The 14944-nt window shown below is 69.3% G+C and carries 16 protein-coding genes, 1 tRNA gene and 2 pseudogenes; 9 read left to right on the forward strand and 10 right to left on the reverse strand.

All coding sequences use genetic code 11. From position 1 onward, the window contains the following. The first annotated feature begins 46 nt into the window (after nt 1-46). From LOZ83_RS37005 to LOZ83_RS37020, 4 genes and pseudogenes are all read left to right on the forward strand, one after another. Entirely contained in the window at nt 47-493 is a 447-nt protein-coding gene (locus LOZ83_RS37005) for a hypothetical protein (protein ID WP_236796539.1), read from the forward strand. A 177-nt stretch (nt 494-670) separates the two neighbouring features. Further along, nucleotides 671-1911: pseudogene (locus LOZ83_RS37010) on the forward strand (helix-turn-helix domain-containing protein). Between the two features lie 4 nt (nt 1912-1915). After that, nucleotides 1916-2476: a flavoprotein gene (locus LOZ83_RS37015; RefSeq protein ID WP_236796540.1), complete on the forward strand. Its 561-nt coding sequence runs from the start codon at nt 1916-1918 to the stop codon at nt 2474-2476. A 68-nt stretch (nt 2477-2544) separates the two neighbouring features. Further along, entirely contained in the window at nt 2545-2997 is a 453-nt protein-coding gene (locus tag LOZ83_RS37020; RefSeq protein ID WP_236796541.1) for a tyrosine-type recombinase/integrase, read from the forward strand. A gap of 66 nt (nt 2998-3063) precedes the next feature. On the opposite strand, the gene LOZ83_RS37025 is transcribed toward LOZ83_RS37020, so the two are convergent. The 5 genes from LOZ83_RS37025 to LOZ83_RS37045 form a co-directional block, all read right to left on the reverse strand. Then, nucleotides 3064-3136: transfer RNA gene (locus LOZ83_RS37025), tRNA-Ala, on the reverse strand. A 53-nt stretch (nt 3137-3189) separates the two neighbouring features. Further along, nucleotides 3190-3984, reverse strand: coding sequence for a gephyrin-like molybdotransferase receptor GlpR (gene glpR / locus LOZ83_RS37030; RefSeq protein ID WP_236796542.1), 795 nt, complete (start codon nt 3982-3984; stop codon nt 3190-3192). A 141-nt stretch (nt 3985-4125) separates the two neighbouring features. Further along, complete coding sequence (locus LOZ83_RS37035) at nt 4126-4785, reverse strand: GNAT family N-acetyltransferase (protein WP_236796543.1); 660 nt, start codon at nt 4783-4785, stop codon at nt 4126-4128. 15 nt (nt 4786-4800) lie between these two features. After that, a complete protein-coding gene (gene glp / locus LOZ83_RS37040) occupies nt 4801-6069 on the reverse strand; it encodes a gephyrin-like molybdotransferase Glp (protein ID WP_236796544.1) in 1269 nt (422 codons plus the stop codon). Continuing rightward, entirely contained in the window at nt 6069-6971 is a 903-nt protein-coding gene (locus LOZ83_RS37045; RefSeq protein ID WP_236796545.1) for a UTP--glucose-1-phosphate uridylyltransferase, read from the reverse strand. The genes glp and LOZ83_RS37045 overlap by 1 nt, the downstream gene beginning before the upstream one ends. Nucleotides 6972-6995: 24 nt before the next feature. Between LOZ83_RS37045 and LOZ83_RS37050 the strand changes: the two genes are divergently transcribed. The 4 genes from LOZ83_RS37050 to mscL all read left to right on the forward strand — a co-directional run bounded on the left by LOZ83_RS37050 (nt 6996) and on the right by mscL (nt 9282). Then, nucleotides 6996-7592 (forward strand): 5-formyltetrahydrofolate cyclo-ligase, encoded by a 597-nt coding sequence (locus tag LOZ83_RS37050; protein ID WP_236796546.1) that lies wholly within the window; start codon nt 6996-6998, stop codon nt 7590-7592. A gap of 242 nt (nt 7593-7834) precedes the next feature. Then, complete coding sequence (locus LOZ83_RS37055) at nt 7835-8194, forward strand: FmdB family zinc ribbon protein (RefSeq protein WP_236796547.1); 360 nt, start codon at nt 7835-7837, stop codon at nt 8192-8194. Nucleotides 8195-8325: 131 nt separating this feature from the next. Then, nucleotides 8326-8814: a hypothetical protein gene (locus tag LOZ83_RS37060; protein ID WP_236796675.1), complete on the forward strand. Its 489-nt coding sequence runs from the start codon at nt 8326-8328 to the stop codon at nt 8812-8814. 27 nt (nt 8815-8841) lie between these two features. Then, nucleotides 8842-9282 carry a large-conductance mechanosensitive channel protein MscL gene (gene mscL, locus LOZ83_RS37065; protein ID WP_236796548.1) on the forward strand — a complete coding sequence of 147 codons (441 nt, stop codon included), beginning with the start codon at nt 8842-8844 and terminating at the stop codon, nt 9280-9282. 329 nt (nt 9283-9611) lie between these two features. Here mscL and LOZ83_RS37070 read toward each other — a convergent pair whose 3' ends face one another. Together LOZ83_RS37070 and LOZ83_RS37075 are read right to left on the reverse strand one after the other, a co-directional pair. Next, a complete protein-coding gene (locus LOZ83_RS37070; protein ID WP_236796549.1) occupies nt 9612-9806 on the reverse strand; it encodes a hypothetical protein in 195 nt (64 codons plus the stop codon). A gap of 4 nt (nt 9807-9810) precedes the next feature. After that, nucleotides 9811-10311, reverse strand: coding sequence for a molybdenum cofactor biosynthesis protein B (locus LOZ83_RS37075; protein ID WP_236796550.1), 501 nt, complete (start codon nt 10309-10311; stop codon nt 9811-9813). 88 nt (nt 10312-10399) lie between these two features. On the opposite strand from LOZ83_RS37075, the pseudogene LOZ83_RS37080 reads away from it, so the two are divergent. Continuing rightward, nucleotides 10400-11446 (forward strand): annotated as a pseudogene (locus tag LOZ83_RS37080) (NAD-dependent epimerase/dehydratase family protein); the annotation flags it as partial. A gap of 220 nt (nt 11447-11666) precedes the next feature. On the opposite strand, the gene LOZ83_RS37085 reads toward LOZ83_RS37080, so the two are convergent. Genes LOZ83_RS37085 through LOZ83_RS37095 form a run of 3 tightly spaced genes read right to left on the reverse strand, consistent with a single transcriptional unit; the run spans nt 11667 to nt 14820 of the window. After that, nucleotides 11667-12713, reverse strand: a complete 1047-nt coding sequence (locus tag LOZ83_RS37085) for a sensor histidine kinase KdpD (RefSeq protein ID WP_236796551.1) — start codon at nt 12711-12713, stop codon at nt 11667-11669. A gap of 19 nt (nt 12714-12732) precedes the next feature. Next, complete coding sequence (locus LOZ83_RS37090; RefSeq protein WP_236796552.1) at nt 12733-13431, reverse strand: response regulator transcription factor; 699 nt, start codon at nt 13429-13431, stop codon at nt 12733-12735. Between the two features lie 6 nt (nt 13432-13437). Beyond that, entirely contained in the window at nt 13438-14820 is a 1383-nt protein-coding gene (locus LOZ83_RS37095) for a hypothetical protein (RefSeq protein WP_236796553.1), read from the reverse strand. Nucleotides 14821-14944: the final 124 nt, after the last annotated feature.

Here is a 14944-nt window from a genome sequence, read left to right on the forward strand (position 1 = left end):
ACTGGTTCAGGCGGTCGCAGCTTTAGACTCGTACGTGCATGGCGTCGTGCTCGACTACGCAGTCGATATTCTCCTTCAGCGAAAAGAGCCGGGGAGCAAGACTCAGGTTGGCCTGCACTTCGGCGCGGTACGTGAATTGGTCAGCGCAACCTCTCCAACAGATCTCGAACTTCTTGCGCGAGCGCATATTGCCGACCGCCTGAGTCGTGAGACTTTTCAGAAGCCAGACGATATTGCGACCGCCTTCGCAACAGTCGGCATCGGAAAGATCTGGTCCACAGTTTTCGGCAACGATGCTCACTCGACGAAGCAACAGCTAAGCCTCATCGTCAATCGCCGTAACCGGATAGTGCACAGCTGTGATGTGAATCCATTGAATTCGAGCGAGGTAATGCCGCTAGCAGATTCCGACGCGCTTACGGCGGCAGACTCCATAACAGAGATAGTCACCACAATCGATACAAACCTAGATGCGAACAGGTTTGCTAATTAATAACTTTTTCATAAGCTCAGCGTACAATTGTGATCTAACGCGATATGGTCGCGACCGTACAACCTTCGCCGGGAGCCCCGGCGCCATCACCTGAAGCTCGGCGGCGCGGGAAAGATTGGTGGCATGTCTGGCCGAACTTGAGATCGGGAGCGGTCCACCGCTGCTAGCCTTGGCTGCGTGCGTGGTGCGGGTGATCAACTCAGCATCGGGGAGCGTGTTGCCTTCTACCGGCGCCGTCGGGGGCTGTCCCAGGCTGTCTTGGCCGATCTGGTGGGCCGCACCGAGGACTGGCTGAGCAAGATCGAGCGCGGTGAGCGCGATATCCGCAGGCTGGACGTCTTGGCTGAGGTCGCGAAGGCCCTGCGCGTCACGTTGGGGGATCTGCTCGGCGAGCCGGTGCTGATGGAGGACGAGGAGCGCAACGACGACGTTCCCGCCATCCGTGACGCGCTGATGGCTCCGCGTCGGCTGTCGCGCACGTTGTTCTCCGGATCGATGGCGCCGGAGTACATCGACCCCGCCCCGGTGGCGCAATTGGTCGAAAGTGCCTGGTCGAACTACCAGAAGGGCGACCTAGGCCACGTCGTCAGAGCGCTCCCGGACCTGATCAAGACCACGCAGCAGATGGAGGCTGCCTCGGCGGGTGATCCGGCGTACCAGCGAGGTTGCGCGGCCGTCTCGGCGCGAGTGCATCATCTGACGGCGACCACGTTGAGCAAGATCGGTGAGGCGGACCTGTCTTGGATTGCGGCAGAGCGGGCGATGCAGGCCGCGGACGGAGGCGGACGACCCGCTGGTCCTGGCCTCGGCGGCCCGCTCGGGCACGCACGCGCTCTTGGCGGTCGGTCGGTTCGAGGACGCGTTGGAGCCGGGCGAGGCTGCTGCGAAGTGGCTGGAGCCGAAGATGGCTGCTGGTGACCCGGCCGCGCTGAGCCTTTACGGCATGCTCTACTTGCGCACGGCGGTCGCCGCCGCTCGCCATCAGGACCGAACCACCTCGAATGATCTGCTGTCCCGCGCTACGCGAGCCGGTGAGCAGCTCGGGGTGGATGCGAATTACTGGCAGACCGGGTTCGGCCCCTCGAACGTTGAGCTGCACCCGGCTCTCCGCTGCCCTCGACTTGGGCGATGTCACGCGAGTGATCGAGGACGCCCCGCGTATCGACGTCGACCACCTGCCCGCCGAGCGCCAGGTCACGCACCTGATCGACTTCGCCCGTGCCCTGAGCCTGATGGCTAAGGACGACGAGGCCCTACAGGCGCTGCTGACGGCGGAGCAGAAGTCACCGGGGATCGTTCGCCACTCGACGGCCGTGCGGGAGGTCGTGCGGTCGATGTACCGTCGCGCACCGTCGACGGGCGGCAAGAAGTCCTCGGTGCTGCTGGCACTGGCCGAGCGCTGCGGCGCGGTGAGGTAGCCCGATGGGCGCACGCGTACTCGGCCTGGTCGGATCGGGTTCCGGTGGCGTGGAAGAGTTGTTGCCTCTTCTGATCCGCCCGGCCCAGGAGCAGGGGTGGACGGTGGCGGTCACGCTGACGCCTACGGCCGGCCGGTGGCTGAGCAAGTCCGGCGCGCTCACCGAGATCGAAGAGGCCACCGGCTACTCCGTGCGTGTGGAACCGCGGGCGCCGGACGAGAAGAGCCCGCATCCTGCGGTGGACTGCTACCTGGTCGTCTCGGCCACGGCGAACATGGTCGCCAAGCTCGCGCTCGGTATCGCCGACAATCAGGCATTGACGCAGGTCAACGAGGCTATCGGTACTCGTGACCTGCCGGTGATCGTGTTCCCGCGCGTCAATGCTGCTCACACTCGCCACCCGTCCTGGGACAGCCATATCGAGGCGCTACGCCGTGCTGGCGTGCACCTGGTCTACGGCGATAACGTGTGGCCTCTGCACGAACCGCGCAGCGCACCGGGCCGGGAACTGCCCTGGTCAGCCATGCTCGACGCGATCAACACCGCCGTTCCGGCATCGCGCTAGTCCCTCCTCGAAGGCACCCGGACAGTTTGTCCGGGTGATCGTCTTGCGCCGGGTGTCTCCTGGGTTATTTGGACATCTCCTGGCAACTGCAACGGGTACAGAAGGAGCTTCTGCACCGGCAGACCAAGACACCAAACTCTGATGACACCCTGCCGTTGATCGACGTCGTCACGGCCGCGCTGAGGGCCCGTATTGATCGGCGCAACCGCGACAAGGCGAAGGCCGAGGGGTGGGTGGAAGACGGCTTGCTGTTCACCACCCAGTACGGCACGCCGATCGAGCCGCGCAACTTCCTGCGGTCCTGGACCGCGCGGTGCACCACAGCGGGCGTCCGCTACATCACCGTGCACGACGGCCGGCGCTCGTGCGGCTCGCTGCTGGCTGACCTCGACGTGCACCCGCGCGTCGCGATGCGTATCCTCCGACGCGCGAACTTCACAGTCACGATGGAGGTCTACACCGAGGTCTCCTCGGAGCAGACGCGCGCAGCGCTCAAGAAACTGGGAGACAGCCTCCAATGACCCTGCTGCTGTACGGGCACGAAAAAGGCCCTCCCCGACTACCCGGAAAGAGCCTCTGACCTGCTGTGGAGCTGAGGGGAATCGAACCCCTGACCTTCTCGATGCGAACGAGACGCGCTACCAACTGCGCTACAGCCCCTCGGTGAAGCTTGGAAAGCATAGCAACCGCCCGGTGGGCGGTCGGCGTGGGGGTTACTCGCCGACCGCCCACCGGAAGGGCAGCTGGCCTGGGTCGTCCAGCTCGTGGAAGGCCGGGTCCTCGTCGTCCACGTCGATGACGACCGCGTTGCCGCGCAGGCGGGACGCGGGTGACGGGCGACGCTCGATACCGACCAGTTCGCGTCGTGGCTCTTCGGGGGTCTCGTACTCGTCCCGCACCGGTTCGCGGCGCGGCATGGGGCGACGGCGGGCACGGTCCAGCCGGGCCAGGCGCCGCTGCCGGATCTCGTTCTCGATCCGGACCTGGCGCCGCAGGTACGCGAGGTACGAGACGAACGCGACATCGACCGCACCATGTCCCCACCACAGCAGCGGCGACAGGAGAACAGCGGCGACAGCACTCACCACGGCCAGCAGGATCAGCCCCACCACCACCCGCTGCCGCATCGCGTACTTGGCGCGGGCCGCGATCTCGGCCGCCTCCGGGTCGAAACCACCCCGGCCAGGACGGTACTGACGACTATCCGCTTCATACCGATCATCGGGATCCTCGAAGCCCCCTCGCCGAGAGGGACGCCCCTCATCCTCCTCGGCCTCGAACCGGGCCTGCCGGTACTCGCGCTCGTCGTCCTCGGTCTCGTCGAGCTCCGGCTCGGCGACCTCCGGCGCGGCCTCGGCCGTCTCCCCGCCGGTGCCGCTCCGCACGACGCGCGCCGCGAGCGCCGCGTCGGTCGTCTTCGCGACTGACTGACGCTTCCGCGCGACCATGGGTACGAGCACGACAAGCCACGCCGCCGCAAGGGCGACAATGATCAGTGAGCTGGGCATCCCCTCTGTCACCTCCCCCGACTCCTGCTACATACCGTCACGTTAGTCACAGGAGTAACAGATGCTGGGGAGCCACGCCGCTGAAACCGCGAAATGCGGCCACCGGATCAGGTGAAAAGGCACCAGTGTGGTAACGCCGGATCACACGCGTTCGGCGCGGCCCTGCTGGACAAGGCGGGCAACGAGCCCGGGGCCGGTCTCCTCGGCGGTGATCGCGAAACACAGGTGGTCCCGCCAATCCCCCGCGACATCGAGATATCGCTGGAACAAACCCTCCTGCCGCAGGCCGGCCTTGGTCAGCACCCGGATGCTCGGCTCGTTCTCCGGCCGCACGGTCGCCTCGATCCGGTGGAGCCCGGTCAGGCCGAACGCGTGGTCCACGAGCAGGGCGACCGCGGCGGTGGCGACGCCGCCACCGACCTCCGTCGAGGACACCCAGTAACCGATCCACGCGGAACGGAGTGAGGCCCTGATCACGTTACCGAGCGTGATCTGCCCGCCGTACCGGCCGTCGACGGTGATCACGAACGGCAGGCACTGACCGCGCCGCGCCAGGCCGCGCAGCGCCATCCACTGCGGCGGCCACGACCAGAACCCGTTGCGGTCGGCCCACGGCCCGGGCGCGGTCGGCTCCCACCGCTCCAGATGTTGCTGGTCACGCAACCGGATCCGGGACCATTCCGCCGCGTCCCGCAGGTGGATGGGCCGCAGTGCGACGACTCCCGCCCGTACCTTGAGCGGGCCCAGTCGCGTGGGCCAGCCGGGATGCCGGGCTTCGAGGTCGTAAGTCGCTGCCTGCACCGGCGTATTTAACCGTTACACCCGTTGCGCGAGGAAGGTCACCCGTACCTCCTCGCCGGCGGGCACCTCCGTGAGGTCTTCGTCCACGTTCACCAGGCAGTTCGCTTCGGCGAGCGACGCCAGCAGGTGCGCGCCCGACAGGCCGAGCGGCTGCACCAGGTATTCGCCCGTGCTCTCGTCCCGCAGCAGCTGCCCGCGCAGGAAACCCTTGCGCCCCTTGGTCGAAGCCAGCGGCGACAGCAGCCGCGCGTTCACCATGCGGCGATGCGGGTTCCGCGTCCCGCGGGCCACCCTGATCAACGGACGGACCAGCACCTCGAACACCACGAGCGCGCTCATCGGGTTGGCGGGCAACAGGAACGTCGGCACCGAGTCCGGGCCGAGCCGACCGAACCCCTGCGCGGACCCCGGGTGCATCGCGACCCGGGCCATGTCGATCCGCCCGAGATCGGACAGCGCGGCGTGCACCTCGTCGCCCGAGCTGCCGCCGGCGCCACCGGCGACCACGACGACCTCGGACATCAGCAGCCGGCCTTCGACCACTTCCCGCAGCCGCTTGGGCTCACCGGGCACGATCCCGACCCGGCTGACCTCGGCGCCCGCGTCCCGCGCGGCGGCCGCCAGCGCATAGGAGTTGACGTCGTAGACCTGGCCGACCGAGGGCGTGCGGTCGATGTCGACCAGCTCGTCGCCCACGGACACGATCGACACCCGGGGCCGCGGGTAGACCAGCACCTTGGACCTGCCGACCGCGGCGAGCAGCCCGACCTGGGCGGAGCCGATCGTGTCGCCCTGGCGGACCGCGACGTCACCGATCTGCACGTCTTCCCCGGTACGCCGGACATAGCCGGCCGAGGGCACCGAACGGTGCACCGTCACGTTCGCCGGATGCCCGTCGGTGAAGGCGGTCGGCACTACGGCGTCGGCCAGGGTCGGCAGCGGCGCGCCTGTCGCGACACGGACCGCCTGCCCTGGCTGCAGCCGTCGCGGCTGCCGCGACCCGGCCGGGATCTCGCCCACCACCGGCAGCTGCACCGGCTCGTCCTCAACCGGGCGGACGTCCACGCTGCGCACGGCATACCCATCCACGGCGGCCTGGTCGAAACCGGGCAGGGCGTGTTCCGCGACGACCTCTTCCGCACAGAGCAAGCCCTGCGCCTCGGAGATCGCGACCCGCACCGGGCGCGGGCGCACCGCCGACTCCAGCACGAGCGCGATCTGCTCGTCGACGGGGCGGAACTCCTGCTCAGCGGCCTCGGGCGGCTCCGGGATGGGTGGGGTCATCAGCCTTTGTTCTCGATTCGCTCGGCGAGCCAGGTGCGCAGCGACGGGCCGTACTCCGGGTCGTCGAGTGCGAAGTCGACCGCGGCCCGCAGGAACCCGCCGGGGTTGCCCAGGTCGTGCCGGCCGCCCCGGTGCACCACGATATGTACCGGGTGTCCGTCTTCGATCAGCAGTGCCACCGCGTCCGTGAGCTGCAACTCGCCGCCGGTGCCGGGCTTGATCTTGCGCAGCGCGTCGAAGATCGCCCGGTCAAGGAGGTATCGGCCGGCCGCCGCGTAGGTCGACGGCGCGTCCTCGGGCTTCGGCTTCTCGACCATTCCGTGCACGCGCTTGACGTCGTCATCGTCCGTATCGGTGACGTCGAACACGCCATAGGGTGAGATCTGTGCCTTCGGAATGTCGAAGGCACAGAGCACGCTGCCGCCATACGTGGCGCGGACCTGCGCCATCCGCTCGAGCACCCCGGCCGGCAGCACGAGATCGTCGGGCAGCAGCACGGCGACGGCCTGGTCCTCGTCGGTCAGGTTCGACTCGGCCTGGGCGACCGCGTGCCCGAGCCCCAGCGCCTCCTCCTGGATGGCGACCTCGACGTCGAGCAGGCCCGGCCCGCGGCGCACCTTCTCCAGCAAGGCGGTCTTCCCCTTGCGCTCGAGGTTGTCCTCGAGATCGGGCGAGGAGCGGAAGTAGTTGACCACCGCTTCCTTGCCCGGTGAGGTCACGATCACGAGACGTTTGGCGCCGGCTTGCGCCGCTTCGGCGGCGACGATCTCGATGCCCGGCGTGTCCACCACGGGCAACAGTTCCTTGGGAACCGCCTTTGTCGCAGGTAGGAAGCGTGTCCCGAGCCCGGCGGCGGGGACGATCGCGGTGCGGAACGAATTGTCGTGGAAGGCGCCCGTCATGGAGGTAAAGCCTAACCTGCGGATATGGGTGACGGGCGGAATGGCGACCCGGGCAAGGCGGTGTGGCGGACCCGTCTGACCGCTGCTCGCAGGGATCTTTCCCATGCGCAGCGGGTCGCGGAGGCGAGCGCTCTGGTCGACGTGGTCTCGTCGATGGCCCTGCCGGACACGGTCTGCTGCTACGTCCCGTTCGGCACCGAACCGGGTTCGATCGCGTGGCTGGATGTCGTTCGCGGTGCGGGCGCGCGGGTGCTGCTGCCGGTGATCCCAGCGGACCGGGCCGCGCTCGAATGGGCCGAGTACACCGGCCCGCAAACGCTTTCACCAGGACGCCTGCGGGGCGTTCTCGAGCCGTCGGGCCCGCGCCTCGGCCCGGAGTCGGTACGCGAAGCCGGTCTGGTGCTCGTGCCCGCGCTTGCCGTCGACCACGCCGGCGCCCGCCTCGGCCGGGGCGCGGGCTATTACGACCGCTCCCTGGTGCATGCCGGCGAAGACACCGCGCTGGTCGCGGTGGTCCGCGACGACGAACTGGTCGACCACCTCCCCACCGAACCCCACGACGTCCGGATGACCGCGGCGCTGACGCCACGGCGGGGGTTCGTTCCGCTGCCGATTCCCTGACCGATCTTCGGTGACCAAGATCTCATCGCCCACCGACATTCCCGGAGTTCCGCTGACCGTTGACCAACAATGAGAGCAAACGAGCAGGCCACTGATACCGGCGCGGGCGGCTGATCGCCGGCGACGGCGGCAAGGCTCGGTTGCAGTCCGCGGAAACCCCGTTTGACCTGCGGGGGAATGGCCCAGTATCGTGCAGCGTTGGCACTCTCGCGGATCGAGTGCCAATGCCCGAAGGAGCACCAGTGCCCACGTACCAGTACGCCTGCAAGGAGTGCGGCCACCAGTTCGAGGCCGTGCAGTCCTTCTCCGACGCCAGCCTGACCGAGTGCCCGCAGTGCGCCGGCCCGCTGCGCAAGCTTTACGGCGCCGTCGGCGTGATCTTCAAGGGCAGCGGCTTCTACCGCAACGACTCCCGGTCCGAGTCGAAGTCCTCGTCGTCTGGGTCGAGCAGCAAGTCCCCGTCGTCGGCGAGCAGCTCGAATGGCGACAGCGGGTCGAGCAGCAAGGACAGCGGGTCCGGCAGCAAGTCGGATTCGTCGTCCTCCTCCAGCAGCTCCTCGTCGTCGAGCAGCTCGTCGACGACCGCCGCAGCTGCCTCCTGAGTTATCCACAGGCACCCAGTTATCCACAGGCGCCTGAATTTCCTCTGTCGCTCCCCGCGGGTGCGCTTCTAACGTCGAGGTGACGGCGGCCGGCCAAGGCCGCCGCACCGACGATCCGGAGTGTGCCCGCGATGCGTTTCCTGCCGAGTCCTGTGCGCAACCGCCTGCGTTTTCGCTTGCGCGGTAAGCGCTTTCTCCTGGCCCGGCGAGCATTCGCCGTTGGCTTGCTGCTCGTCGCCGCGGTGCTAGCCGTGCGTCCGGCCGCCTCGCCGCCGACGTCGGCCGAGCCCGCGCGAGCACGAGCGAGCCCCGATGTGTCCACAGCCCGGCAGCCCGGGTTGTCCACAGTTCCCATCCACCTGGCGGACGCCAGCGTGGCGGACCTGCTCACCCCTGGAACGCGCGTGGACGTGGTGACCGCCGACGACGGTGACCTGAGCCGGAGGGTCGTGGCGAGCATGGCCACGGTGGTCGACATCCGCCCGCCGCCGGACGGTGGCAGCCGGTTCACGAGCGGCGAGTCCAAGGGACCACTGGTGTTGATCGCCGTACCCACCGATACCGCGACACAAGTGGCCGCACTGTCACTACGAAAGTTGGTAACCGTTACCCTCCGCTAGCCAGGACCCGGCTCGGAAGGAGTGCACATGCTGAAGGGCTTCAAAGACTTTCTGATGCGCGGCAACGTCGTCGACCTCGCGGTCGCGGTCGTCATCGGCACCGCGTTCACGGCGATCGTCACGGCGTTCACCAACGGCCTGATCAAGCCGCTGATCAACGCCATCGGCGGGACGGACGCGGCGAAGGGCCTGGGCTTCAACGTCCTGGGCGGCAACGACTCGACGTTCCTCGACTTCGGTGGCGTGATCAACGCCGCGATCAACTTCGTGCTGATCGCCGCTGTCGTGTACTTCGTGATCGTGCTGCCCGTACAGCATGTCCAGGCGCGCCGGAAGAAAGGCAAGGAGGCAGGCCCCGCCGAGCCGACGGACGTCGAACTGCTCACCGAGATCCGCGACCTGCTGCGCGAACGGCGCGACGGTCAGAGCAGCGACGGTCAGACCAGCAGGGAGACGACCAGGTCGTAAGCAGCCACATCACGCCGCGCGGCAGCCGCCGTCGGGCCGTAACGGCGCGGCAAACCGATCCGCCTCGGTGACGACGCGCGGGCCAGCCAGGCCCGCCGCGAGCCCACGGCGACTGTGGTGGTGCAGCGGGGACCAGTGGTGGCGGGGCGGCGGCCGTGGTGGCACCGCAGCCGCGGTGGCGGCGATCGCCGCCGGAAGAGGCGCGGAAACGCACTGGGACGTCTGTAGATGCGCCGACCCAAGGCGGCTGTCGGCGTCATGGGGGCTACCGGCCGTGGTACGGCTGACCGTGTGCCAACCGACGTCGTGCGGCTACCGGCTTCGTGGGGCTACCGGTCGTGGTGCGGGGGGCGGTTCTCCCGGTACCAGGCCTCACGGTCGCCACTGCTGGACTCCGGGTCGCGCTCGTCGGACGTGGTCTCCGGCAGGACGTCTCCGAAGATCGCGTCCAGCTCGCGCCGGTCGCGTTTCGGGGCCGGCGGGGTGGTGGGCCGGCCGGTCTCCTCGCTCTCGTCGCCGGACAACGGGTCAGGACTCGTCGAGGCCGGACAGCTCGTCGATGACGTGCGGCACCAGCGAGGACAGCGTGGCCATACCGTCCCGCACGGCCGCGCGCGAGCCGGCGAGGTTGACCACCAGGGTGCTCCCCGAGACGCCGACCAGGCCGCGGGAGATCCCCGCGTCGACCGCGCCCGCCGCCAGGCCGGACGAGCGCAGCGCCTCGCCGATACCGGGGATCGGGCGGTCCAGCACGCCGGCGGTCGCGTCCGGGGTCACGTCGCGGGGCGACACGCCAGTGCCGCCGACGGTGATCACCAGGTCGACGCCGCCGATGACCGCGGTGTTGAGCGCATTGCGGATCGCGACGGTGTCCGCGTGCACGACGACGACGCCGTCCACGATGAACCCGGCTTCCTCCAGCAGCTCCGTGACCAACGGGCCGGAGGTGTCGTCGTGCTCGCCGTGAGCCGCGCGGTCGTCGACGATCACCACGAGAGCGCGGCCGAGCCGCTGTGCACTGCGTTCCATGGAGCACACGTTAGCCCGTTGTTACCGAAGTCTGACGGCCACGTCCGACCTACTGCGACCGCCCCCGGCGGCCCCTAGCGTGACCGTCGTGCGAGTACTCGTGACCGGCGGCGCGGGCTTCATCGGTTCCCATGTCGCCGACCTGCTGGCCGAATCCGGCGACACCGTGACCATCCTCGACGACCTGCTGCCGCAGGCGCACCGCACGGCCACGGCGCCGGACTACGTCGAGCCGCACCGGTTCGTCCGAGGCGGCGTCGGTGACCCGAGGTTGCTACGCGACCTGCTGTCCGAAGTGGACGTAGTCTGCCACCAGGCGGCGATCGTCGGGCACGGACTCGACCCGTCGGACGCCCCGGCGTACGCACTGAACAACGACTACGCGACAGCCGTCCTCCTCGCCGAGATGCACGCGGCGGGGGTGAGCAGGCTCGTGCTCGCGTCGTCGATGGTCGTCTACGGCGAGGGCCGGTACGCCTGCCTCGACCACGGCGTCGTCCCGCCCGCACCGCGCCGGCAGTCCGATGTGGACGCCGGCCGGTTCGAGCCGACCTGCCCCGAGTGCGGACGCGAGCTCGAGTCACAGCTCGTGCCGGAGGATGCGCCCCTGCGACCGCAGAGCACCTACGCCGCGACGAAGCTCGCTCAGGAACACCTCGCCGGGGCATGGGCACGGCAGACGGGCGGCACCGTCTGGGCACTGCGCTACCACAACGTGTACGGCCCGCGCATGCCGCAGAACACGCCCTACGCGGGCGTCGCGTCGCTGTTCCGCTCGGCGCTAGTGCGTGGCGAGGCGCCGACCGTCCTGGAAGACGGCAACCAGCGCCGCGACTTCGTGCACGTCCACGACGTCGCCCGCGCCAACCTGCTCGCGCTCCATTCCGGGGCCACGCAAGGCGAACTCACCCCGGTCAACGTCTGCTCCGGCACACCACACACCGTGGGCGAACTGGCGACCGAACTGGCCAAGGCATGCGACGGACCGGCGCCGCGCATCGTCGGCGGGGCCCGTCCGGCGGATGTCCGGCACGTCGTCGCCGACCCGGCCCGCGCCGAGAAGCTCCTCGGCTTCCGTGCCACCGTCCCGTTCGAGACCGGCATCGCGTCGTTCGCGACCGCGCCGCTCCGCGCTCAGGCATCGACGCCGGCTCCGGAACCGGTTCCAGCACCGACGCCGGCGCCATCTCCGGCACCAGCACCGGCAGCAGCTCCGGCTCCGGCTCCCGCACCAGCTCCGGCACCAGCACCGGCAGCAGCTCCGGCTCCGGCTCCCGCACCAGCTCCGGCACCGGCACCAGCACCAGCACCAGCACCAGCACCAGCACCAGCACCAGCCGACGGGCGCTAAGGCATCACAACACGGCCAGCGGAAGCCGGACCTCGAAGCGGCAGCCGTCGCCGTGATTCCGCACGCCGATCCGGCCTTGATGCGCCTCGACGAGACCCTTCGCGATCGCGAGGCCCAGACCACCGCCCGTCGAGCCCGAGCGGTCCGGGGTGCGGGCCTGCGTCCCGCGGAACGCGACCTCGAAAACCCGGTCCAGCTCGTCCTCCGGGATCCCACCGCACCCGTCGTCGACGGCGACCAGCGCATCCTGCCCCTCGACCCCGACGTGGATGGCGACTGTGCCGTCCGGCGGAGTGTGCCGGATCGCGTTCGACACCAGGTTGCGCACGACTCGCGCCAGCTCCGGATCGCTGCCGGTCACCACCGGCCACTCCTCCGCGTCGGCCAGGACCTGCACCTTCTTCTGGTTCGCCACAACGGTTTGCGCGGCGAGCGCGTCACTGATGACATCCCGCAGCGGCACCGCGGACATCGTCAGCCGCAGCGCGCCCGCGGTGATCCGGGACAGCTCGAACAGGTCGTTGACCATCCCCGAAAGCCGGGCCGTCTCGCCGCTGATGCGGGTCGCGTAGTCGGCGACGTCGTCCTGCTCCGAGACGATCCCGTCCGCCAGCGCCTCCGCCATCGCGCGGATCCCGGCGAGCGGGCTGCGCAAGTCATGGCTGATCCACGCCACCAGGTCGCGCCGCGCCGCCTCCGCCGAGCGCTCGCGCTCTCGGGCCTCGCGCTCCCACACGCTGCGCCGCGCGATCGCCCGCCCGAGCACGATCGCCGCGGGCACCGTCACCAGCGCGACGAGCAGGCAGACCAGCAGCATCGTGGTCAGGGTCGGGGTGAACATGAACCCGCTGATCCCGATCACGCCGGCCAGCGTGGACAGCACCGGGATCAGCACGAGCACCGTCAGCGTCGTGGCGAGCGAACCGCGCCGCAGCAGGTACAGCACCAGCCCGCCGACCAGCGCGACCGGCAACGCGAACCCCAGCGCCAGCGGCAGGATGGCCCAGACATGCGACACCATCTGCTGCCAGGTCTCACCGGCCGGGATCATCGCGGCACCACCCGGCCCTTCACGACGACACCGGGTCGTACCGGTACCCGACGCCCCACACCGTCGCGATCCGCGCCGGCTTCGCCGGGTCCCGTTCGATCTTCTCGCGCAGGCGGCGGACGTGCACGGTCACCGTGGACTGGTCACCGAAATCCCAGCCCCACACCTTCTCCAGCAGCTCCGCCCGCGAAAACGCCGCTCCCGGATGCGCCAGGAAGAACATCAGCAGGTCGAACTCCCTTGCTGTCAAAGGCAGTTCGACACCGTCCAAAGTGGCCTGGCGGGCCCCGGGCTGCAGCCGCAGATTGCCGTCCACCGCCTCATCGACCACCGGCGCGACCGCGGGCATCCGCGCGCGCCGCAGCACCGAGCCGACCCGCAGGGCCAGCTCGCGCGGGCTGAACGGCTTCGTCACGTAATCATCCGCGCCCAGTTGCAGCCCGGCGATCCGGTTCTCCTCCTCGCCGAGCGCCGTGAGCAGCACGACCGGCACCTGACTCATCTGCCGCAGCCGCCGGCACACCTCGAGGCCGTTGATCCCGGGCATCATCACGTCCAGCACGACGACGTCCGCCGGTTGTTCCGCGAACGACCGCAGCCCTGAAACCCCGTCCCCGGCGACATCGACGGTGAACCCGCTCGCCTCCAGATAGCGCCGCACGACGTCGCGCACCGTCTCGTCGTCGTCGACGACGAGCACCCGACCTGTCTCCGCCACACCCACCTACCAGAACGTCAGCACCAGCGAGTTGACCGCGAGCGCGGTCAACGCCTGCCCCGCGAGCCATCCCCGCCGCGAAGGCAGCAGCGACACCGCGGGCAGCAACCACACCATGAACGGTAACCAGATCCGCTCGGTCTCGGCCTTCGACAACCCGGAGACGTCCGCGAGCACGATCGCCACCACGGCGGCCGCGACCAGCAGGACCACCGGATCGCACCGCTTGCTCAGCCGCCAGTGCACCGAAGCGGCCGCGGCCCGCCGCACGCCCGCGACCAGGGCGGGACCAGCCGCGAGCACCAGCGCCGCCAGGTCCGCCCATACCCAGTACGAGTACGGCCGCGCGCTGGCGATGCCCTGGTAGTACCGCTCGACCACCAGGTGATAGCCGTCGAACCACCAGAACCCGGCCGCGGTGAACGCCACGACGACGGCCAGCGCACCGGCGACCGCGAACGGCAGCGCACGGGTGAGGCTGCCCCCGAGCAGGGTCACCGCGAACGCGATCAGGCCGATCAGCGGCAGCCCGTAGGACAGGTACACGCCGAACCCGAGCAGCGCCCCGCCGAGCACCGACAGCGGCACCGCGTGCCAGCGGCCGGCACGGAACCCGTGCGTGGCAACGGCAATCAGCGCGATCCCGGTCGCGGTCACACCCGCGAACATGCCGTCCGCGGACACCCCGATCCAGACCGCGCCCGGGAACAGCACGGCGAACGGGATCGTCGCGCGGGCCGCGTCGCACCGGTGCAGGGCCGACAACGTGAGCGGGACCGCGACCGTCACCAGGCATCCGACGAGCACGCACACCGTCGCCGCCCACGCGCCACCGGAAAGGCCGATGCGGTCCAGCCAGACGAAGACGAGCGTCGCGCCGGGCGGATGCCCGGACACGTGCGTGGTCCACGAGTTCGGCTGGAAATCGAGGATCCGCGACGAGAACTGGCGCAGCATCGCCGGGATGTCGGTGATGCCGGGCACCTCGTGCAGGTACTCGTTGGGATTGGTGAGCCGGTCGGTGAACCCACGATGCCAGCCATCGATCATGGCCAGCGCGAACGTCCACGCCAGCGAGCTCACGTACCCGGCGGCGAGCAGCCACCGCCACGGCAGCCGGGCCGCGAGATCCGGTCCCCAGAGCACGACCGCGATCGCGATCAGCACCGCGAAAAGCGTGCCGGGCCCGAAATGTGGCAGCCATTGCGCGAACAGCGGCGCAGCCGGCGCCCACAGCACGACACCACTGCCGGGCCGGTTCAAATACGCCCCGACGGCGACCGCGACCGCGACGAGAACGGCGGCGATCAGAACCGCCCACAGATCGCGGGAGTGCTTTCGCGACCGTTTCTCCCCCGCGGTCCGCGCAGGCAAAGTCCCGCTGGTCATGCGCGCACCTTAACGCCCCCGCGATCGCCCGCTCAGTGAACACCGGAAACCGTCATACAGTGGTAAGGACTCGGCACACGTCATGGTTTGGTAATGCCGGCAAGGGTTCCGCTCTGTCCACCCT

Source organism: Amycolatopsis sp. GM8 (assembly GCF_021653975.1).
Lineage (GTDB): Bacteria > Actinomycetota > Actinomycetes > Mycobacteriales > Pseudonocardiaceae > Amycolatopsis_E.

What these genes read in the sequence shown, in the direction of transcription:
- LOZ83_RS37015 (WP_236796540.1), top strand. Translation starts at nt 1,916, where the DNA reads ATGGGCGCACGCGTACTCGGCCTGGTCGGATCGGGTTCCGGTGGCGTG.
- glpR (WP_236796542.1), bottom strand. Translation starts at nt 3,984, where the DNA reads ATGCCCAGCTCACTGATCATTGTCGCCCTTGCGGCGGCGTGGCTTGTC.
- glp (WP_236796544.1), bottom strand. Translation starts at nt 6,069, where the DNA reads ATGACCCCACCCATCCCGGAGCCGCCCGAGGCCGCTGAGCAGGAGTTC.
- LOZ83_RS37045 (WP_236796545.1), bottom strand. Translation starts at nt 6,971, where the DNA reads ATGACGGGCGCCTTCCACGACAATTCGTTCCGCACCGCGATCGTCCCC.
- LOZ83_RS37050 (WP_236796546.1), top strand. Translation starts at nt 6,996, where the DNA reads ATGGGTGACGGGCGGAATGGCGACCCGGGCAAGGCGGTGTGGCGGACC.
- LOZ83_RS37060 (WP_236796675.1), top strand. Translation starts at nt 8,326, where the DNA reads ATGCGTTTCCTGCCGAGTCCTGTGCGCAACCGCCTGCGTTTTCGCTTG.
- mscL (WP_236796548.1), top strand. Translation starts at nt 8,842, where the DNA reads ATGCTGAAGGGCTTCAAAGACTTTCTGATGCGCGGCAACGTCGTCGAC.
- LOZ83_RS37075 (WP_236796550.1), bottom strand. Translation starts at nt 10,311, where the DNA reads ATGGAACGCAGTGCACAGCGGCTCGGCCGCGCTCTCGTGGTGATCGTC.
- LOZ83_RS37085 (WP_236796551.1), bottom strand. Translation starts at nt 12,713, where the DNA reads ATGATCCCGGCCGGTGAGACCTGGCAGCAGATGGTGTCGCATGTCTGG.
- LOZ83_RS37095 (WP_236796553.1), bottom strand. Translation starts at nt 14,820, where the DNA reads ATGACCAGCGGGACTTTGCCTGCGCGGACCGCGGGGGAGAAACGGTCG.